Annotated in this window: 16 protein-coding genes and 1 tRNA gene; 11 read left to right on the top strand and 6 right to left on the bottom strand. The window is 37.1% G+C overall.

Features of this window, described 5'->3' with window-relative positions:
- Window positions 1-199: 199 nt before the first annotated feature.
- Window positions 200-1,987, bottom strand: coding sequence for a mechanosensitive ion channel family protein (locus RIV7116_RS21345; protein WP_015120389.1), 1,788 nt, complete (start codon window positions 1,985-1,987; stop codon window positions 200-202).
- Window positions 1,988-2,418: 431 nt separating this feature from the next.
- Here RIV7116_RS21345 and psbZ point away from each other — a divergent pair, with 431 nt between their 5' ends.
- From psbZ to RIV7116_RS21310, 6 genes are all read left to right on the top strand, one after another.
- Window positions 2,419-2,607, top strand: a complete 189-nt coding sequence (psbZ, locus tag RIV7116_RS21340) for a photosystem II reaction center protein PsbZ (protein WP_015120388.1) — start codon at window positions 2,419-2,421, stop codon at window positions 2,605-2,607.
- 356 nt (window positions 2,608-2,963) lie between these two features.
- Window positions 2,964-3,545: a 6,7-dimethyl-8-ribityllumazine synthase gene (gene ribH, locus RIV7116_RS21335; RefSeq protein ID WP_015120387.1), complete on the top strand. Its 582-nt coding sequence runs from the start codon at window positions 2,964-2,966 to the stop codon at window positions 3,543-3,545.
- 267 nt (window positions 3,546-3,812) lie between these two features.
- A tRNA-Gly gene (locus RIV7116_RS21325) sits at window positions 3,813-3,884 on the top strand.
- A gap of 424 nt (window positions 3,885-4,308) precedes the next feature.
- The gene (locus tag RIV7116_RS21320) at window positions 4,309-4,716 is read left to right on the top strand and encodes a hypothetical protein (protein ID WP_015120386.1); all 408 of its coding nucleotides are present in this window, start codon (window positions 4,309-4,311) and stop codon (window positions 4,714-4,716) included.
- Between the two features lie 10 nt (window positions 4,717-4,726).
- The gene (locus RIV7116_RS21315) at window positions 4,727-5,995 is read left to right on the top strand and encodes a glutamate-5-semialdehyde dehydrogenase (protein WP_044291105.1); all 1,269 of its coding nucleotides are present in this window, start codon (window positions 4,727-4,729) and stop codon (window positions 5,993-5,995) included.
- Window positions 5,996-6,282: 287 nt separating this feature from the next.
- A complete protein-coding gene (locus RIV7116_RS21310) occupies window positions 6,283-7,401 on the top strand; it encodes an acyl-CoA desaturase (RefSeq protein ID WP_015120384.1) in 1,119 nt (372 codons plus the stop codon).
- Between the two features lie 148 nt (window positions 7,402-7,549).
- Here the strand turns inward: RIV7116_RS21310 and RIV7116_RS21305 are convergent, their stop codons facing one another.
- The 3 genes from RIV7116_RS21305 to RIV7116_RS21295 form a co-directional block, all read right to left on the bottom strand.
- On the bottom strand, window positions 7,550-8,617 hold the full coding sequence (locus tag RIV7116_RS21305) for a DUF3474 domain-containing protein (protein WP_015120383.1): 1,068 nt from the start codon (window positions 8,615-8,617) through the stop codon (window positions 7,550-7,552).
- Between the two features lie 246 nt (window positions 8,618-8,863).
- The gene (locus tag RIV7116_RS21300; RefSeq protein WP_015120382.1) at window positions 8,864-9,919 is read right to left on the bottom strand and encodes a fatty acid desaturase; all 1,056 of its coding nucleotides are present in this window, start codon (window positions 9,917-9,919) and stop codon (window positions 8,864-8,866) included.
- A 717-nt stretch (window positions 9,920-10,636) separates the two neighbouring features.
- Entirely contained in the window at window positions 10,637-11,467 is an 831-nt protein-coding gene (locus tag RIV7116_RS21295) for an acyl-CoA desaturase (RefSeq protein WP_015120381.1), read from the bottom strand.
- A 139-nt stretch (window positions 11,468-11,606) separates the two neighbouring features.
- Between RIV7116_RS21295 and RIV7116_RS21290 the strand changes: the two genes are divergently transcribed.
- A complete protein-coding gene (locus RIV7116_RS21290) occupies window positions 11,607-12,836 on the top strand; it encodes a methionine gamma-lyase family protein (protein WP_015120380.1) in 1,230 nt (409 codons plus the stop codon).
- Window positions 12,837-12,911: 75 nt separating this feature from the next.
- Here the strand turns inward: RIV7116_RS21290 and RIV7116_RS21285 are convergent, their stop codons facing one another.
- Complete coding sequence (locus tag RIV7116_RS21285) at window positions 12,912-14,588, bottom strand: TAXI family TRAP transporter solute-binding subunit (RefSeq protein ID WP_015120379.1); 1,677 nt, start codon at window positions 14,586-14,588, stop codon at window positions 12,912-12,914.
- A 312-nt stretch (window positions 14,589-14,900) separates the two neighbouring features.
- Window positions 14,901-16,703, bottom strand: coding sequence for a serine/threonine-protein kinase (locus RIV7116_RS21280; RefSeq protein ID WP_015120378.1), 1,803 nt, complete (start codon window positions 16,701-16,703; stop codon window positions 14,901-14,903).
- A 1,126-nt stretch (window positions 16,704-17,829) separates the two neighbouring features.
- Between RIV7116_RS21280 and RIV7116_RS21275 the strand changes: the two genes are divergently transcribed.
- The 4 genes from RIV7116_RS21275 (at window position 17,830) to RIV7116_RS21260 (ending at window position 21,776) form a co-directional block, all read left to right on the top strand.
- Window positions 17,830-18,999, top strand: a complete 1,170-nt coding sequence (locus tag RIV7116_RS21275; protein WP_044292136.1) for a pyridoxal phosphate-dependent aminotransferase — start codon at window positions 17,830-17,832, stop codon at window positions 18,997-18,999.
- A 175-nt stretch (window positions 19,000-19,174) separates the two neighbouring features.
- On the top strand, window positions 19,175-19,609 hold the full coding sequence (locus RIV7116_RS21270) for a MarR family transcriptional regulator (protein ID WP_015120376.1): 435 nt from the start codon (window positions 19,175-19,177) through the stop codon (window positions 19,607-19,609).
- A 7-nt stretch (window positions 19,610-19,616) separates the two neighbouring features.
- On the top strand, window positions 19,617-21,140 hold the full coding sequence (locus RIV7116_RS21265; RefSeq protein WP_015120375.1) for a sterol desaturase family protein: 1,524 nt from the start codon (window positions 19,617-19,619) through the stop codon (window positions 21,138-21,140).
- 108 nt (window positions 21,141-21,248) lie between these two features.
- Window positions 21,249-21,776: a hypothetical protein gene (locus RIV7116_RS21260; protein WP_015120374.1), complete on the top strand. Its 528-nt coding sequence runs from the start codon at window positions 21,249-21,251 to the stop codon at window positions 21,774-21,776.
- Window positions 21,777-21,829 lie beyond the last annotated feature (53 nt).

The following is a 21,829-nucleotide window of genomic DNA, read 5'->3' as shown; positions in this document are numbered from 1 at the left end:
TTATATCTAGGGATACACTGTAAAAATTATGCAAAAATTATAATTTATGACGTATTAGATAAAACTAATATCTTTACGGGTGCGGTAACGAGTATCGGAATATTGAATGTATGAAGATTGGCAAATAACCCAGTTATCTTTCCCTCTCCTAAATAGCGGAGAGGGGTGCCAGTCGGGCGGGGTGAGGTAAAAGTGTATTCTACTCTTTACTTTCTTTAGTTTGATTTTGGCTTGAATTATGAGCTTTATTATTCAATAAATCTAGAATCGTTCCTTGAGGAAAAATTCCCCAACCGGGTGTCGTATAATTCTTAGGAAGATAGTCTTCTGGAATTGTAATTTGACTACCGTCTCGCACGGCTGAATAATGTGGTGAAAGAATTTCAATTTCTGCTTCGTTGCATTTATCCTGAATATTTTGATACAGTTCAGAATAAATGCGAGCCATAATACTTGGATTGTGAGTAAAAGCATTCAATTCGTAACTAACATAAAAGTCATCTAAACTGGTTTGCAATACAAAAGGCTCTGGTTCGCAAAGAAGATTTGTTGTTGATTTTGCTGCATCAACCAATACCTGATGTACTTTACGCCAAGGTACGTCATAACCCAAAGTTACCGTAGTATGTAAAATCAAAGGAGCTTGATTGGGGTCCAATTCGGCAGCAGTATAATTAATTATTTGATTTGTAAAAACACTGGTATTAGGAAGAGTAATCATCACGTTTTTTACAGTGCGAATGCGGGTAACAAATAAAGTTTTTTCTACTACGTCACCAATTGCATCACCAATTTTTATTCTGTCTCCAATTTGAAAAGCGCGAGTGTAGATTAAAATAATTCCTGCAACAACATTGGCTACTACAACGCTAGAACCCAAAGATAACAGCAAACCTAAAAACAGCGATATTCCTTGAAATGCTGGAGAACCAAATCCTGGCAGATAAGGAAAAGCAATTACTGCAGCCAGGATTATAATTAAAAATGCCGATAATTTAAAAGTAGGTTCAGCCCATTCTGGGTAAAAACCTTGGATATTGAGATTCCCGTTACCTATAGAAGTAAATAAGTGTCTGGTGAACTTAATTAAATAATAAGTAATTAAAAGAATAATGCCAAGAGCAAAAAGATTCGGTAAGTAGCTGAGAAATCCTTCCCAAGAATGTTCTGCTGCTTGTAAAAAATATCTTAATACCCGCAAACTAATTTGTCTCGTCCAAGGAAAGAAACTCATTACCAAGGGTACGTATATTACTAATGCGCCCAAGGTTAATAAAACTCTGAGTAATTTGAGTAGAGAAATTAGAATTTGAGAAATTCTGGTAGCTGCTAAAAGTTCAAAATTTTGAATTCTGATTGTTGGCAGTCTGCTATTTTGTAAATTACCTACATTCCGATAAAACCAGGGAAACACTACAGCAAATAAAATTAGTGTTCCTACAAGAAGAGCCGTTGCTATAAGACTGTTAAATATTCCTTGACGAATATAATCTGGGCTGCGTTGGATGCGGTATTGAGTTATTGCTTTTTGTATTTTCTCTCGGTAGTTTCTAGCTAATTCTTGTCGAGATTGGTCAGCAGCACGAGCATCTGCATCTGTTATAGTTAAGATGACGCGATTTTCAAAAGTTAAATTAGTAGTTAGCAATTTGTCATCTATTCTAATTTTTTCTACCGCATTTGTTGGGTTTTCCGCTAGCTTCAGAATACGATTCTTTACCGCTTCAGCACGTTCTTCAGCAGAGAATGCTCCGACTCCAGCACGTATTTTAAAAAGTTCTTCTCCTCCAAGTTCTACTAAAGCTGATTTATTTATTGAAGTAGTAGCAGGAGTTACAGTAGGAGTCGGATTAGAAACTTGAGCTTGAGTTGGTGAAAAGGAAAAAGTACTAAGTAAAAAGCATAGTGTAATAGATGCACCGAAATAAAGGAACCTTTTTAAGAACGCAAAATATTGTTTATTTCGTAATTGCCGATAACTTTTCATTTAAGACAATAAAATTAGAGTTTAAACAATATAGTTGAATAATTCTCAATTCACCAGTGTTTGTTACAAAATAATTCTTCCAATAGATTTACAGCATTTTGCCGATCGATATTACATGCTGTTAACCAAGCGTCTCTGTTAGGAGCGCCCTACCGGGGGAAAATTAAAAGTATTACTCCTATCATCCTCTCAGATTTCCTTCAAAATCTCTCCCTTACTTCCTCACTCGCTATCTCCCGGAGGGAGACGTTTGGCTTACAATGACAAATAGAGTTTGCGTAAGTACTATAAATATCAAAAATTTTCATCTGCTTGCAGCGAGTAGCGCAAAAAATCTAAACTGTTAGAGTGTCTGGAATCTAACACCAATACTGTACATTAGTTGTAGAGAATATAGATTTTAAGAACCATTTGTCTAAGAGAAAAGAAAAATGACCATCATATTCCAAGTTGCTTTATTAGCTTTAGTCGCTTTATCTTTCGTCATGGTAGTTGGCGTTCCCGTTGCTTATGCAACTCCTCAAACCTGGGTTGAATCTAAGAAATTCCTTTGGATTGGCTCCGGAGCTTGGTTCGCTTTAGTTGTAATAGTCGGAGTTTTAAACTTTTTCGTAGTTTAAGCCACCGATTTAACAATACGTCGATTTTTAAGCATAGGGGCAGAGGAATACCGCTTGTAAAGTGGGTAGTCTTCTGCTCTTTTTCAGTTACCAATTATCATTTAACAATTACGAGTCATTAAGAAAATAGTGTATTAAGTTTTACCTTATTCATTTATATTATGAAAGTTGTTAGCAATGCGAAAACTCGCGGAGCTTTTATTATACGTAAGAAATACAGACCCGTTCTTATTACTTTAAACTACTGTTTACTGTTAACTGACAAACCTATCCTTTAGGTAAATACTGTTCACTGTTGATAGTTAACTGGTAACTGGTAACTGATAGCTGATTCAAACTTATATAAAGAGGTAATTATGGCTGTTTTCGAGGGAACTTTTGCTCAAACGGAACCCTTACGTTTTGCATTAGTAATTGGTAGATTTAATGATTTAGTTACCACCAAGTTGGTGGAAGGTTGTCAAGACTGTCTCAAGCGCCACGGTGTCGATACTAATCCCCACGGCTCTCAAGTTGATTATGTCTGGGTGCCTGGAAGTTTTGAAGTGCCGTTAGTAGCCAGACAATTAGCGCTTTCTGGTAAATACGATGCAATAATTTGTTTGGGTGCAGTAATTAAAGGTCAAACTCCCCATTTTGATTATGTATCGGCAGAAGTCGCCAAAGGAATTTCCGCAGCTGCTTTTCAGACTGGTGTACCAGTGATATTTGGTGTTTTAACAACCGAAACCATGCAGCAAGCTTTGGAAAGAGCGGGAATTAAAAGCAATCATGGTTGGGATTATGCAATGAACGCTTTAGAAATGGCTAGCTTGATGCGTCAATTGCGTCCTAATGTTAATCAACAACAATATGCTTCTAATTCCACCGCTTTAACTGGTTCTCTTAAAAGTGCCAGTTTAAACAATTTACCCGCAGAGTCGGAAGAAAAAACGTAAGATTGGGCATTGGGCATGGGGAATTGGTAATTGAAAGAGTTAGAAATTAATACTCCCCCTAACCGCTCTTAGATTTCCGATTAAAACTTCTCCTTCACTCTCTCCCTCAATCCCAAACGGTAATCTTCTACCGGGAAAGGAGTAACCATCTTCCCCTTGTCTCTCCCTCTCCCCATCCCCTATGCCCCATGCCCTATTCCCATCTTTTTCAAAAAGGGGGTTGACAATTTCAAACTCGTATGAGATATTGATATTTAGCAATAAAACGCGGGTGTAGCTCAGTGGTAGAGCGTCACCTTGCCAAGGTGAATGTCGCGCGTTCGAATCGCGTCACCCGCTTAGAAGATGTAATAATTTAAAAGATGCGAGAAATTAATTTTCTTGCATCTTTTATTTTTTGGAAAAAAAATGGGAAAATTTTGATGTATAAGAAGGATATTTAAAATAAACGTTCTGTTTTTAGTAGGATGCACTACACTGGATGATGGTAAAAGAAAAGCTTGAAGACCTTCACGGAGTAAAGCTTATAAACCGCAATTATCAACAATTATTTTTAGTTGATAAAAAAATATGTATATAGAAAGAGTAACGCAAACGAGGGTTAATGATATAAAGAAATTTTAGTGGATAAACTGCTTATACTTTTAAATTATTTATAAGGAGAGAATTGCTGTTTCAAACAGTTTCCTCCGAAGTATAAGTTAAAGGGAATATAGAAAAAATTGCTATTAGTAAACTTGCTCAAGTCGAAAAGAGCCGTATAGTGCAACCACAAAAGCCAGATAAAATTGATTTTAACAACGAGTATCCGTGTCCTTGTCGCCGTCGAGGACGCTTAATTCCGATTACTCTGACAGAAGCATTCGGCTGCGATCGCTGTCAGCAGATATTCGTGGTAGAGGAAAATTCTCGCGTTTTGGAGCAGCTTTCCACTACTTATCCCTACAAACGAGCTTGGCGCTGGACGGGTTCTGGATGGAAAGTTGTTCATCCGCGTCTGGGAGAAAGTTATTTACCAGTAGCGCTAGGTATTATTTTCGTGCTAGTGATTATATGGTTACCTTTAGCATTGCGTTTAGCGAGTGGTTCTGGCATTATTGCTTGGGCACTTGTAGCCGTGCTTTTGGCTATTTTGCCAGCACTTATGGTTTGGCTTACCTACAGACGTTAAGGCGCTGATTATTACTGTGGATGCTTTTGCTGAAAACCCCCAACCTATTGCGACCGCGAAGCGCGCACATGGTGCTGCTCTAAAACTAGGCATTACTAAAGGAGCGCAACGTAGCCGCGCTTTGATGGCGATGGCTGAGGCTTTGGAACGCTCGTTTGACGATATTTTAGAAGCAAATACTTTGGATCTGGAAGCTTGTCGAGAAATGGCGGTACCAGACTTAGTATTGGATTGGCTAAAATTAACTCCGGAACGTTTGGATTCGACGGTGAAAATTTTGCAACGGTTGGAGGAATTATCAGATCCACTGCGGCGAATGAGAACTGCTGATTACCAGTTAGGTGAAGAACAAAGTTACTCCCAATCAACACCTCTGGGGGTAATAGCATTTATTTATGAAGCATTTCCGGAATTAGGAGCCATTGCAGCAGGTTTATGTATCAAAAGTGGCAACAGCATTATCCTCAAAGGAAGCACGGAGGCAAGTCATTCTAATGCGGCTATTGCACAAGTGTTGCAGGTTGCTGTTACTGAATCTGGATTACCCGTAGGCTCTATAGAATTAGTAACGGCAGAGCATGGTACTTCAATGCAAGAGTTAGTTACTCAAGAGCATTATTTAAATTTAGTGATTCCTTACGGGCGCACTAGTTTAATTCAGCGAGTAGTACGTCAATCTACTGCACCAGTTTTGAAATCGGCGATGGGTAATTGTTATTTATATTGGTCGCCGAATGGTAGCCTGGTGGATATGGTACGCTGGATGATTATTGAGAGCCATGCTAGTTCTCCCGATCCGGTAAATGCTATTGAAAAGGTATTAATTAATCGGCAAACTTTATCCTCTTCGTTGGGCACTTTATTAAAAAGTTTGCAGGAAAAAGGTTTTGTTCTTAAAGGAGATGAAGAGTTAAGGGAATCTTTTCCTCAATTACATCCGGTGCAAGATAGGGAATGGGGAACACCTTATTTTACTAAAACGGTTGCGTTCAAACTTGTAGATAATTTGGATACGGCAATTTCTTGGATTAATCGACACAGCAGCGGACATGCTGACTGTATTGTGACGGAATCTTATCAAGAAAGCAGGCAGTTTGCTCTTGGTGTAAACAGCGCTTCTACGTACATCAATGCTTCCCCACGTTTTAGCCGCAATCCATTATGGGGAGATGCTGTATTTTTGGGAATGTCTAATCAAAAAGGACATCGCAGGGGATTAATTGGTTTGGAAAGCTTGACTACTCTCAAACATATTGTTCAAGGAAACGGCAGGTTTTGAGATTCTTTTCAAAAAAGATAATCAGTAAGGAAAATGTATGCTAAAGCCCTTAAAAGTTTCTTTAATTTTAATCCGTAAGCTATAGCTAAAGAAAGCAAATCGATTTAGTTTAATGATTGGTTAAAAAAGCTGAATTTTTAGGACTTTGTGAGTTCAGAGTGTAAGATGTGCTTAGGCAATTTTTCAAATAAACCAACAGTCTTGTGATGCTGGCATCATTGCCCGTTACGATGTACTGCAATCATGAAATTTGCTGTTCATGTTCAATTAACCCTGAAACGTACTTCATGACACAAACGCAAACTGCGAGAGTAACTTTTGCCAAAAATATCGGCTTCAGAAAAGAATTAAATAAACGAGTTGATGCTTATTTCAAGTCTAAAAATTTGACTCCTAGAGATAATGCCCCCATGTACTTAAAAAGTGCGACTATCTTAGGATGGGTATTTTTTTCCTGGATATTAATTCTTTTTTCTCCTCCAATAATTTGGATAAAAATCCTTGGCTGTATTATGTTGGGTATGGGTTTTGCTGGTGTTGGCTTTAGTGTAGGGCATGATGCCAACCACGGCGGTTATTCTAGTAAAAAATGGGTTAATACAACTTTTGGTTTAACTTATGATTTTATCATAGGTCTTTCCAGCTATTTGTGGAAATTTCGCCACAATTTTTTGCATCATACTTATACTAATATATTAGACCATGATGTAGAAATTGATGGAGATGGTTTAGTAAGAATGTCTCCTGCTAGAGAGCATAAAGCTTATCATCGATTTCAGCATTTATTAATTAATATAGCCTATGCATTTATTCCATTTTATTGGTCTATTGCTGATGTTAATTTAATTTTATTTAAACGTAAATACCACGAGCATAATATTCCAAAACCAACTTTCTTAGAACTATCGACTTTGATAGGTGCAAAATTAGTTTGGTTGGGACTTTATGTCGGTATTCCATTAGCTTTAGGATACAGTCCCATAGAAGTAATTATTGGATTATCTATCGTAAATATGGTTTACGGTGTGATAATTTGTAATGTTTTTATGCTGGCTCACGTACTTGAACCGGCGGAGTTTATCGAACCTAATTTACCGGAGAATACGGTAGATGATGAATGGGCGATTGTTCAAGTTAAGACGACAGTTGATTTTGCTCCGGAAAATAAGTTTTTAAACTGGTATCTCGGCGGACTTAATTATCAAGTGGTACATCATTTGTTTCCCCACGTTTGTCATATACATTATCCAAACATTGCTCCGATATTGGCAGAAGTTTGTGAAGAGTACAACGTGCAATACAATGTATATCCAACTTTTAAAGGGGCACTTGCTGCTAACTATGGTTGGTTAAAGAAAATGGGTAATCCTCCTCAAATCAATGCGGTGACACCCCAAGTTTCCTAATTTATCGAATTGCCAATATTAAAAAACCCGGTTTTTTGGAAAAACCGGGTTTTTTAATTCTAATTCTTGTTCCTAGGCTCCGCCTGGGAACACATGCCTCACTACAGGGATTACCAGCCAGAGACTGGGAACCAACTAATCTTACAAACTATTTCATGTAAGAGGTGTAATAAACCCGTTTCCCTTCATCTGGAACAAAGTGGCATTTTCTGAAAGAGTTCCAAAGGGAAGTCAAAATCGATTCGTCAGTTTTATGATAATATTCGCCCAACAATGGCTTAATCGCTTCAGTTGCTTTCTTCAAGTTGTAATGAGGAATATTCAAGAAGATGTGGTGAGCAACATGAGTGCCGATATCGTGGTGAATATGATTGATAAAACCATAATCGCGATCCACGCTAGAAAGCGCCCCTTTAAGAAAAGTCCATTCTCCTTCGCGATACCAAGGAATACCAGGCTCGGTGTGATGTAAAAATGTCACCAAATCCAGCCAAATTACAAATACAATGTATGGTGCAGCATAGTATTTGATCAACCACATGAAACCCCATTCATAGGTAAGGAAAGCCAGTAAACCAACCATTGCAGTCCAAAGTACGGTACTGGTAATTACGTCCCATTTCTCCGAAGGTTTAAATAAGGGGCTTTTGGGTGAAAAGTGAGAACCTGTTTTACCTGGAGAGCGTTTAAATAAATATACCGGATAAGCCAGTAAAAACAGGTAGTGTCTGCCGACTTTTTCAACTATATCCATTTGGTTGTAAGCTCTTTCCGATATAGGATACCAACTTTCATCATTTTCCAAACTACCAGTATTTTTATGGTGAGTTCGGTGACTTATACGCCATCCATGATAGGGAACCAGTATCGGTGTATGAGATAAATGTCCTACCAAATCATTCAACCATTTGTGGCGAGAAAATGATTGATGTCCGCAATCATGTCCAACTACAAATAAAGCCCAGAACATCGTTCCTTGCATTACCCAGAAAATCGGAAAGAATAACCATGAGTCTAAGTAATGAGCTAGAGCATAAAGCCCAGCAATAATCGCGATGTCTCTAAAGAAGAAAAGCAGAGATTTCCAAACTTGAGGCTGAAAACATTCTGCTGGAATTGCTGCTTTTACATCCCCAAGGGTAAAGGGTAGTTTGGTTATTTCCTCAGATGATTCACCATGAGGAGTATTATCTATACGAACTGTAGAAGATGTCACAGAGTTACGTTATCGGATATAAGTGAACTTTTTCAAGCGAATAAAGTCAGTGAAATACTCGGGTATAAAAGACTGATTTTTTTTGACTAAGCTCTTAAAATGACGCATTAATAAGCAACTAGTCATGGGTTAATAAAACAGTCTTCTACTTGATTCATGACTATATTTTGGTTATGTATAACCCCCTTAAATTAGATTCAACTTTTGGGGGTTAAAGATATAAATCCCGCGAATAATTAGGACTTATTATTGCTGTGCGTAATAATCCTTGAAGGAAATATATTCATTCTCTGGAGTATATAAGTGACATCTGTCGGTAATATACTTTAGTAAAGAAACAGAGAAGGTACATTCGGGATACAAGTAGCTTCCCCAATTTTCTTGCAAGCTTTTATAAGCCATACGCAAGTTATAAGAAGGAATCGCGGTTGAAATGTGATGGGGTACGTGTACGTTGATATCGTGACACAAAAATTCTACCCATTTAGGATAATTGCAGTGAACTGTACCTGATAGTTGAGCTGTTAGTGCATCCCACTCCGAAGCTGGAACAAAAGCAATATCTGGAGCAGTGTGGTGAATGTAAGTAAAAGTACTCATCCAAAAATGGTATACCATCCAAGGAATAAACCAAAATTTAATAAAGCCCCAAATACCAGTTGTTGCAATTAGGGTAGGGAAGCATACAGCGGCAAACAAAGCGACTACAGCCACTGAAAGCTTGACATCTGCTTGGTCTTGCTTGCGGTATTGATTCCAATTAAAATGGTGCATCGCCCAATGTACGATTGAGCCTATCCACCACAAACGGTTGTGCAAAAATCTTTTAAAAGCCCAACGAAGAGCTACTCCACTGTTTTCATAAACATCAGTACCTACAGGCTGCCAAGCGTTGTCTACTAGGCGCTTATTAGTATGAGCGTGGTGATAATTATGTTTTATCCGCCAACCGTGGAAAGGGTAAATCAGCGGCATCATAAACAAATGTCCCACAATATCATTTACCCAGCGACTTTTGGCAAATGAACGATGGGCGCAATCATGTCCGATTACAAAAAATCCCGTAGCAGCAGTACCCGTATATATCCACGCTAACGGTAAAAGATACCAAGGTGCGATCGCTAAAAAGAAATAGCCTAAAACAACGGCTAAAACATTGCTAATAACGCTAAACCAAGCTTTACGAGCATCTAACTCAAAACACTCTGAAGGAAGAGTTTTGATTACGTCTGTCAGCTTTAGTTTTGAGTCAGCGAGTGAAAGTGGCTTTGAATTGTCTGTGTTTACTGCTGATGTTGTCATGAATGAATTTTATAAATAAAACAATTCGCATACAAGCAACTAGCATAGTCGCTTTTTGCGAAGTTTCGTAACGTTCGCGTCTCGGATTATATCAATTTATTAACCCCATTTCCGCAACAAATAACTCGATTTTTTTCCTAAAACAAACAATCTCAAGATTAATTGCTTCGGTAAGAATTCTGAAGTAGAGGTAAATAAAATTAACTTTTAGGGGTTGTTTGGAAGATGGGGGAGAGGGGGAAGAGGGGGGAGAAAGTAATATCAATTGTTAGTTTCCTTTCAAGCCTGTAGAGATGCTACACGCAACTTTTTTACAATAGTTCGGGGAAAAATAAATTTATTTCAAATTCACAATTAATTACTTACAAGCTATATAGTTATTTGTTTTTATAATTTCTCTTCCCTTCTCCTTGATAGGGTAATACGGTTCACCTAAGCCTAAAAATTAGAAATAGTGTAGGTTGGGTTGAGGAACGTTCACCGTAGGTGTGCCGAAGGCACAACCCAACATTATCAACTGTTTGTTGGGTTTCACTTCGTTCAACCCAACCTACGATTTATCTCAACTGAACCGTATTGCTTGATAAGGAGACGGGTGTCTGGAGGGCGGGGTGAGGTGCAATTAAAAATAACGTAGAGACGCTACTATCAGCGTCTCTACGGTTAATGTGGAAGACTATTAGATTTTGTGGCTACAACTCTAAATCCAAAATGATTTTATGTTGATGATTGCTTGACTGGTGCGAGTTTTACATTTGTCGCTAAACCCAAGAATTGTAGCAATTGAATAGTCATCCAGGTAAGGTCAATTTCCCACCATTGCAACCCATGACGGGCTGAATATTGAAAAGCATGGTGATTGTTGTGCCAGCCTTCACCGTAAGTCAATAAAGCAACCCACCAGCAGTTTGTAGAGTGGTCTTTTGCATCGTAGGTTTGGTAACCGAATTTGTGAGTTGCACTATTGACAAACCAGGTACAGTGCCATACAAAAATAAGACGAACGAAAACACCCCAAACTACGAAAGACCATCCACCCAATGCTAATAGCACCCCACCTAGAGCTATTTGGATTAACAGCATATTCTTTTCCAAGAATATATAAAATGGGTCGTCTTTGATGTCTTTTGTAAAACGAGGAACATCATCAAAAGCTGGAGAATGATGAAACATCCAACCCATATGACTCCAGAAAAATCCTTTGTTAGAATCGTGGGGATCTAATGGTTGATCGGAATGTAAGTGGTGGATGCGATGCATTCCCACCCATGCAATGGGACCACCTTGACAAGCAAGGGTGCCGCAAAATGCGAGGAAATATTCCAGCCATTTAGGAGTTTGAAAACTGCGGTGAGTTATAAGACGGTGAAATCCTAAAGTAATACCTAAGCCGCCAGTCACCCAGTACAAAAGTAAAGCAACACCAACAGCTTTCCAGTTAAAAAAAGCTGGGAATGGTGCGAGCAAAACTCCAAAATGCAAACCTACGAAAAATGTAATGTGCAACCAATTTAATGGTCCTTTATCTCTTGATGTAGCAATTGTCATGCGGTAACCTGAATAGAATTGTTTAGCCTAATCTGCGCGTCCGTTATGCCCGTATCAGGGCTTTTTGCGTGAAAACCACGCAAAGCGTAGCGCCTATAGCGCCACAATCCGCATAATTATTTTGAGAACGGTTTTACTAATGAACAGCTTGGAACAGCTGCAAGAAGCAGAACAAGCACTGTTAACGATTTTTTCTGGAATTGACCACAAGGTCAAGCAAAATCTTCAACGAGTACTGACTGCCTTTCGCCATCATAGTGTAGGGGCGCACCATTTCGCAGGTGTTAGCGGATACGGTCATGATGATTTGGGCAGGGAAACTTTGGATAAGGTTTTCGCCCAAATAATGGGGTCGCAAGCTGCAATTGTCAGGGTACAGTTTGTTTCTGGTACTCATGCAATCGCTTGTGCTTTGTTTGGCGTTTTGCGTCCTGGTGATGAAATTTTGGCAGTTGCGGGGGCACCTTACGATACTCTTGAGGAAGTCATTGGTTTAAGAGGTAAAAATCAAGGTTCACTTATTGAGTTTGGCATAAGCTATCGTCAATTGAATCTCACTCCTGAGGGAAAAATAGATTGGCAAGCCTTAAGTCATGGGATAGAGGATAAGACTCGTTTAGTATTAATACAACGTTCTTGCGGCTATTCCTGGCGCTCTAGTCTATCAATTGCCGACATAGAGAAAATTGTTCGTTTAGTCAAGCAGCAAAATCCGAACACGGTTTGTTTTGTTGATAACTGCTATGGCGAGTTTATCGAGACTCAAGAACCTACTCATGTTGGTGCTGACTTAATCGCCGGTTCTTTAATCAAAAATCCGGGAGGAACCATAGTCAATGCTGGGGGCTATATTGCGGGAAGGGAAGATTTAGTAGAAGCTGCTGCTTGTCGTTTAACGGCTCCGGGTATAGGCAAAGAAGGTGGTGCTACATTTGACCAACTCCGCTTATTGTTTCAGGGTTTATTCTTAGCTCCACAAATGGTAGGGGAAGCGATGAAGGGCACCCATCTGACTGGTTATGTTTTTGATAAATTAGGATATCCAGTTAACCCAAAACCTTTTGCGCCTCGCGGTGATGTAATTCAAGCAATTAAACTAGGTTCGGCAGAAAAGTTAATTGCCTTCTGCAAAGCGATACAACAGAATTCTCCTATAGGTTCTTATCTCGATCCCATCCCCGACGAAATGCCGGGATATGAAAGCAAAGTAGTTATGGCTGGGGGGACATTTATTGAAGGCAGCACCTCAGAATTTTCCGCAGATGGACCATTAAGAGAACCATTTGTAGCTTATTGTCAGGGGGGAACTCATTGGACTCATGTCGCGATCGCGCTACAAGCTGCAATTGAAGCGATTGGTAATAGGTAATAGGGCATTGGAGAGTTAGTTCTATAGGAATCATCTATGTGTGTTTATTCCTATTTTTTACTTGCTAATTACTACTTAACATTTAAAGGCATCTCTAGTAGTTTTGTAAGTTTGTAGAAAAGTCTGGAATGATTCTTGAGAAATTTCTCCTTGAATTAATTTTTCTGCTACTTCTTTGAGAATTCCGTTTAATTCTGGGGGTAAAATATTACCCTGGTGTTGATGTATTAATATTGTTACGACTTTTTCAATGTAAGTAGCAGAAATTTCTTGTTTTTCCCGCGTTTTCTGCCTTTCTATTGCTTCTCTTGCTATTTTGTATGCTTGATTAAAAGTGCGGAATGATTCTTGGGAGATACTATCTTTATCTAAAGCTGTAGCAGCTTTTTCAAAAACGATATCTAGTATATCTTGTTTTAGTTCGATATCGTCTTTATTTTTAAGGTGATCTAATTTTGGTTTGAGGATAGTTTTTACCCATTGTTTATCTATATTATCTAAATTATTTTCTAACTCATTCAATTTTTGATTGAGTTCTTTTTTCTCATTACTCATTAATACTATGGCTATATCAATATATTCATCTGCTTCATTTTTGTGTATTCTCTGCAACCATGATAATAATGCCCATAAGGATGAAGCAACAAAAAATATGAATGTCCAAATTAATTCTATATAATCAGCATATTCTTGGAGAAAAGAAGGCTTTTTCTGCTGATAAAAATTTAGGGTTCCGGGGTGAAGGGGAGGAATATCAGTTCCGCTGATGTTTTTTGGTCGAGTAATACTCGCAACTAATGGTTTAATATACTCATTTCTATCGGCAATTTTTTCAGATATTTCTTGGTGATGTTCTTCAAGGATACCTGTAATCTTATTTATCAGAATGTTACTAATATTTTTGTTAGTTAATAAAAGCCTTTCTACTCCTACACTAGGAAAGTTTTTAGTATTAGGCACTGCCGGATTGCTACTTTGATATGCTCCTTTAGGTATTTTGACTGACTCGAAGGTCAAGTTATTAATTTTCATTGCCTTCGCTTGTTCAATTTTAACTAACTTACCGTTGCTATTTTTGACTAATTTAAAAATCTCTTTATTGCCAATAGTTCTGACTCTAAATACAGCATCAACTTGCTGTTCGTGAAACATTTTGTTTGCTTCGTTATTGTCTTTCGTCAAGATTAAATTAAAATCCTCATTTGCTTGCAAACCATAATATTTTGCTACTTTTTGAAAAGATAATAATTCGCCGCTATTTTCTATGATTGCTATTTTTTTATCTTTGATATCAAAGAAATGGCAGATTCCAGAATTTTCTCTGGCAACTAACTGAAATACGTCTTTATATAAAGCTGCGACTGTACTTACAGAAGAATTAGCGCGGACATCTGCTTGTACTGTTGCTAAATCGAATTTCCCGCTTTCTAATCCACGAATATTTTCTAAGCCACCAGCGGTTTCTTTAACATCGATTTTTATATTTGGATAGTAATCTCTAACAACTTCCGCTATTGCTTTGCTAAGTATATAGCTTTCCCCATCTGTCCTTCCAGCAGCAAGAGTTAAATTTTGTCCAACAAGATTTAATTTTAAATATTGAAAGCTTTGAATACCAATTATAGATATAAATATAAAACTAAATAATATAATGATTAAAACAATCAGCGTATTAATTATTTTTGTGTTCTTGGGTAATTTTCTTAACCAATTCAATACTCCCCTGGCGCTATATTCTTTACTATTTCGCATTTTTATAAAAAGTGTTAATAACTCTTTTATAAATTCATAACAAATTTTATTTAAGATTATTTTAACTTTTGGTTATCCGAATATCACCCTGTAGATTTAGATTACATTTTCAGGACTTTGGTTTTAATGAATGAAGTCATAACGATTTGTACTTAAAGCCAAAAAATAAAGGTCAAGAATCATCTTAACCTTTACATCTTTGTCTAAATTATTGAAGTTAAAAAAATATCGCTCCTATAGCTTCTGCAAATTATGGCTAATTATTAACTATATTATCCAGAGCTATCATCATTGTTTATTATTGATTACCTATTACTGAATATTAATTTCATGTAGATAGGTTCCCATTTGAAAATCTTGAATTCTAGTAGAAGTGTTGGTACGAATAAATGAGTCTCGATTGTTAATCTTAGACCGAATTTCGGATGCAGCCGCTTCGTTTAATTTAGCGATAAACCGCTTTTTGCTATTGTATTCGGCAACTTTTAATTGGGCTTTAGCGTAAGTTGGTGTACCTTTAGGTACTTTTTGCAAATAATCAATTGCAGCGTCAAACTTACCTAATTGGGCTTGATTATAAGCTTGTTGTAAAAGGTAAGTTGCTCTTACAATCTGCTTTTGCTCATATTCTGCTAATTTTTGCTGGATTAATTCATCGGCGGAAGATTCTTTGGGAATTTGACGCAGATAGTATAGAGCTGTAGTAAAGTCTTTTTCTGCTGCTTTTTCGTAGGCTTTCGCTAGATATTCGTCTTTCTGAATTTCAATAGAAGCCCGTGCTTGCTTAACTAATTCATCAGTTCTGGTTTTCCAATATGCAATATCAGGAGTTTGAGCGGTATTGAGGAAAACATCTGCCCACCGATTTTGTTTGAGAGCTAATTTAGCTGCTTCGTATTTATTGGCGGCAATTTGCCATTCTTGCTCCCATTCGCCGATTGTTGCTTGAGCTTCTGGGTAAACGTTGCTGTGGGAAGGAATCGATTTTGCTAAAGCTATTGCACCTTGCAAGTCGCCAGATTGAAATTCGTTTTGGGCGACGGATAATTTTTGATCTTCAGAATAATCTGGAGAATGATTGACTAAGGAATAAGCTCCAAATCCTATAATCATCGAATTTGCTGCTAACCCAACTTTCATTCCTGTTAATAAAGGAGATGAAGTGGAATCGGATGCTTTCTCTGATATTCGGGTGCTTCTTATATAGTCGTTCTTTTTTACAGAATCTGAATAAACGGTATACTCAGCATCAATAATTTGGGAAGCTGGCTCTACGGGAATTTGTTTAAGCGCTTGCAGTACATCTGAAGCTGTTTGAAAACGTTCTTGATGGTTGTAGCGAACCATTTTGCCGATTACAGCAGCTACGTAATCGCTGACTGCGGTATCTTTACTGCGCCATAATACTTCATCATTTGATGGGTGTTTTTTTAATTGAAGTGGCGTTAAACCAGTTAATGCCTGAATGGCAATCATTCCCAAAGCATAAATATCGCTATTGATTTGGGTTTGTCCAATAAATTGTTCTGGGGGTATGTAACCTAATGATGTAACGGGAATCGAATAAATAGGTAATACTTCCTCTGTTCCAAAATCAACTGGTTGAATAGAGCCGAAATCAATTAATACTAATTTTCCATCTCTGGTACGTCGAATTAGATTTTCTGGTTTGACATCGCAATGAATCACTCCTTGAGAATGAACGTATTGCAAAATGCTTAAAACATCTTTCAAGAAGCGAATAACACCATTTTCACTCCAAAAATAATTTGGATTTTTATTTATTGGCAATTCTGCACTTAGAGAATGCCCTTCAATAAATTCTTGTACCAAATAGAAACGCTCGTTTTCTTCAAAACAAGAAATTAATTGAGGAATTTGCTTGTGGTGCCCCAAGTGCTTGAGAGTACGAGTCTCTGCAAGAAAACGTAGTCTCAAATCTTGTAAAAAACTCGGCTGCAAACTTGTAACCTTGAGTTGTTTAACAACGCACTTGGGATGTTTGGGATTTTCTATATCCACTGAGATGTATGTCTGTCCAAATACCCCTGCACCTAGGCTTTGGACAATTTGGTAACGCTCTTGCAGTACCTTTCCAATCATGTAGTTGGTCATGAGCTGGTTACTTAGTCACTCCATTACTTAGGTTTTCGTACAATACCTTCGATTTCCGGAATTCCTTACGAATAAATGCTTTGAAGCCGTTTATTGATTCGCGTAACTAGGTCGGTCGTACTGATTTATACGTATTGATTTATATTTCGATCTACCCATAAGCCTTACTAGGCACTGAGTACAAAATATTTCCAATCTTTTAGAGTATAAGCATTATTTTTTACTCGCGCACTACGTCCGTAGATGTATTTTTTTGTAGGTAAGTATTTTTACACTAATAACAGTTAGGAGGAAGTTAAGAGTTAAAGGTTGAATGTATCTGATATCTTGCACCATTGTCGTTAAGCCTTAATGCCTGCCTTGTAAGCCGGAGGCTTTCTAGCCCGCACGCGACCTGGGAACGCAGAGAAATAAATTTCATCGGCTCATATGCAAAATACGTTAAAACGCACTCAAACCCCTACCCAGTCTGATTTATCAGACTTTGTGTATTAGCCTGAGAATTTATTCTAAGGCGGTTGTTGAAAATGGTGCAAGATGTAAGATGTATGTTAATTGCTTGCACGATGGATTCTTACTCCCATTCATTAATTTTGACGAGTAAGGATGGGAGGGGGTAGAGGGGGAAGAGTGAGGGAGAAATAGATTTAGGAATGGCAGCAACTAGCATATTTTTCTTGTAGGGTGCTGTGACACTTTGACTGATTATCAACGTAGTAATAAGGCTTGTAGTGTCACGCACCACCCAAGCTTTGTGACAACTGCGTAAGTCCTGAGATTTTGAGTTACATCTATAAACTGAAGAGCTTTCTAATTGCTGCAATATTTTTATTTTTATATGCCTAAAAATTTATTTTGTTAATATTTTTGATTTTAACTTTCTTACCATATAGATAACCTAAATCAAATACTGAGTACCAAATCTAAATTTTCCTTTTTAAAATTTGTTTGATAGAAATAAACAAGTTAGGTAGCATTTTATCCCCGATTTACTAGCCATGTTTTGAAATTTCCCATTTTTGTGATTCATCTAACATTGGGAATGGGTAGATAAGGATAAAAATTTTTAACTCCTAACTAAGGAATAATGGGATATTCTTAAAGAACAAAGAAATGCGAAGTAATGATGAAGCTGGCAGCAAGAATTAGTCAGGTATCGCCTTCTCTAACTTTGGCGATCGCCGCGAAAGCGAAAGCGATGAAGGCGGAAGGGATTGATGTTTGTAGTTTTAGCGCTGGAGAACCGGATTTTGATTCTCCAGCCCATGTTAAAGCTGCTGCAAAAAAGGCGTTAGATGAAGGTAAGACAAAATATGGTCCTGCGGCGGGGGAACCCAAGTTAAGGCGGGCTATTGCCGATAAGTTACGAAGGGAAAATAATCTGAATTATCAAGCAGAGAACATCATTGTTACTAATGGTGGAAAACATTCTCTGTTTAATTTGATGCAGGCTTTGATTGAACCTGGTGATGAGGTAATTATTCCCGCACCTTACTGGGTGAGCTACCCGGAAATGGTTAAGTTAGTTGGTGGCAATCCGGTAATTGTCATGACTGACGCAAAAAATGGGTATAAAATTCAGCCAGAAATATTAAGAAGTGCAATCACTTCCAAGACTAAATTATTCGTTTTGAATTCACCATCTAATCCTACGGGAATGGTGTATACACCCGAAGAAATTAAAGCTTTAGCAGAAGTTATTGTTGAGAAAGATATTTTAGTCGTTTCCGACGAGATTTATGAAAAAATCCTCTACGACGGTGCAAAGCATCTGAGTATTGGCTCTTTAAACGACGAAATTTTTGCTCGTACCATTGTTAGTAACGGTTTTGCAAAAGGTTACTCAATGACGGGATGGCGTTTGGGTTATTTAGCTGCACCTGTAGAGTTGATTAAAGCCGCAACTACCGTGCAAGGGCATAGTACATCGAATGTTTGTACCTTTGCTCAATATGGCGCGATCGCAGCTTTGTCAGAGTCGCAAGATTGCGTTGAGGAGATGCGTCAAGCTTTCGCGAAACGTCGCAAAGTCATGCTGGAAAGAATCAACGCTATTCCCGGTTTAAGTTGTGCTCAACCTGATGGTGCGTTTTATTTATTTCCTGACATCAGCCAAACTGGCTTAAAATCCTTAGATTTCTGCAAAACTTTATTAGAAGAGCATCAAGTTGCAGTAATTCCCGGTGTAGCCTTCGGTGCTGATAACAATATCCGTTTATCTTACGCTACTGATATGGCAACAATTGAAAAAGGCATGGATAGATTGGAGACATTTGTAAAGTCGGTTAAGAATTGACAGTTAATAGTTAATAGCGAGCAGTTATCAGTTGTTAAATAGCTGGTAACTGTTTTTTGTTTTTCTAGCTATCGAAACTCCTGCCGGAAATATTACTTATATCGTTTTAAATCAAAATGCTTGCAAATTTAGTAGCCAAGGCTATAATAAACCTAGCTACTAAAGTAATGCGCTTATGAGTATATCAATACCAAAAGACTTACCAGATCCGAGGGAGTTTACAGGGTTCGTATTCTGGCAAAAAGCTAATAATTGGGAAAAATATGTGAATTCCCAATTAGAAGCATATAACATCAGCCAATCAGAAATTTTTCAGATGATATCAATATCTATACTCCTTAATCAACAAGAAGAAGTAACTCAAGTAGATATTGCCAACTTTACAGGTGTTGCAGCTATGAGCGTTTCAAAAGTGCTGAAAAAACTAGAGAAAAAGGAATTTATAACTCGAGAAACTGGAACGGATTCTAGAGCCAAATCTCTAAAAATTACTCAAAAAGGATTAGATGTATTGATTCGATCGGCAAATACACTTTTTGAATCAAACCAAAGTTTTTTCCCAACAAAAAACGGCGAACAGTTCTTTAATTATTTACAACAATTGAAATAGAGGAAGTATGACAGAAAATATAATAGGCTTTATCCAAAGCTATTTGACATCGTTATTCTCAACAATGTTAATTCTAGGTATTGTTTATGTTTTAGTTAATCTAATATTTTCAAAACAGTTAAGCAAAAGACGAATTCAATTATCTAAAAGAGCAGGATTTGGTCAAATCTCAGATGAGATAAAAAATTCGTTTTTAGCTATATTGTCAAGTGTTGTATTAACTTCTTTTGTAATGATGATGCAACAAAATGGACAAATCGAAATTTATAACGATATAAGTAAATACGGAATACCGTATGCAATTTTCGTATTTATTTTAATTTTCTTTGTTGGTGATGCTTGGTTTTATTGGGCGCATAGGTTTTTGCACCACCCTAAAATCTATAAATATATTCACGCAGTGCATCATCAAAGCTTAGATATTAATCCTTTCTCATCTAACTCTTTTCATCTATTAGAGTCTGTATTATTGACTATTTGGATTATTCCACTAGTATTGATATTTCCTATTCCTACTGTTGCGCTGGGAATTAATCAAGGGATTGGAACATTTAATAATATCAAATCTCATCTAGGCTATGAATTTTATCCGAGATTTTTTAGTAAGATATTTCCTCTAAATTTGTTAATAAATAGCACTAACCATAACTTACACCATACAAAATATAACGGTAATTATGGTTTACAGCTAAGGATATGGGATATGCTTTTTGGTACTGAACTAAAAGAAACTGATGCTCTTTTTAACGAAATTCACGAGCGAAAAAATGTTGTAATTAAAGATAATACAAAATATCAACCTCTTAAAATTACTAAAATAATTGGCGAAACTGCGGACTGTTGTTCTATATATCTTGAACCATTAAACCCTGATTTTTATGATTATTATGCCGGTCAGTATTTGAATATTAGAGTTAATGTAAATGGTAAAAATTACGATAGGTCGTTTTCATTAAGTAGTTCACCAACCGAAGATAAATTCCTGAGAATTACGGTGAAATTAAACGGAATAGTTTCTCATCACTTTTTTAATACAGCCAAAATTGGAGATACTGTAGGTGCATTATTACCAACAGGAGACTTTTTTGTAGAGCCTAATCTCAACAACGAGAAAAACTATCTAATGATTGCTGGAGGAAGTGGTATAACACCTCTTTACTCTACGATCAAAACAATTCTGTACAGAGAACCAAGAAGTAAAATAACTCTGTTCTACTCTAATAAATCTGAAGATTCAATAATATTTGCCAATGACCTCAATCAACTCAGCAAAACTTTTCGTAATCTGACAATTAAACATTTTATTAGTAGTAAAAACCGTCTAGAAAAGGAAGATATTATAAACTTTGTTGCTTCAACCGCTAACCCTCAATGTTTTATCTGTGGTCCTCAAAGCCTCAAACAGTTTGCTAAATTATGTCTTGAACAGTTCAAAATAAAGAATATTAATTCTGAGGCTTTTGTAGATGGCTATGTGGACTTTTTCAAGGAGTTATTCACAGCCAAAAACAGAAATAGTAAACCAGCTTAAAGTAACCCCATTCCTTTAAATCTACGTTCCGCACATCCCGCCTGTATTGCAAAATAATACAGAAATATAGTCTAGTACTAGTAAATAAAAATACTCAAAATTATGAAGATGAATAAAATCCTATTAACTGCTCTGTTTACACTTCAGCTTCTACCACATTCTAGTTTGAAAGCTGAACCTGTAAGAATGCTACCTGTAAAGGGTACTGTTGAATCAGTTATTACAAATTCTGTATCGAATCCTTTAGAACCCGTTTCTCCCAAAATTACTGGAGTGATTGATATTAACAAGCAGGCTTTCTTTTTAGCTTTTGATAAACCTTACACTATTACATTAAATTCAGGAACCCCCGAAGAGTTCAAAATAACTTATTCAGGTGCTATAAAATGGGACGGAAAACAATCAAGTAGGATAAGTTTTAAACATGTAAAAGTTACATGCACTGGTCCTACCGATATTTGTGCTGGAGCCTCACAGGAGCCATTAGTTGAGTCTTTTGATTTTAATAGAAATACTGGTTACGGAAGCTTTGCGACATCCACAACAACTTTCTATTTTTATGTTCCAAGTGGTTGGAAGCGTGAAATTAGAGGATTTGTAAGACAAATCTCTGGAGAATATAAAAAAGTTAAATAAGTATCTTTCCCTTGTTCCGGTAAAACTCTTAATTTTTGATTATTCAAATTGGC

Source organism: Rivularia sp. PCC 7116, from assembly GCF_000316665.1.
Lineage (GTDB): Bacteria > Cyanobacteriota > Cyanobacteriia > Cyanobacteriales > Nostocaceae > Rivularia.
The sequence above is the reverse complement of the archived record's forward strand: the minus strand, read 5'-3'. Positions and strand labels throughout refer to the sequence as shown.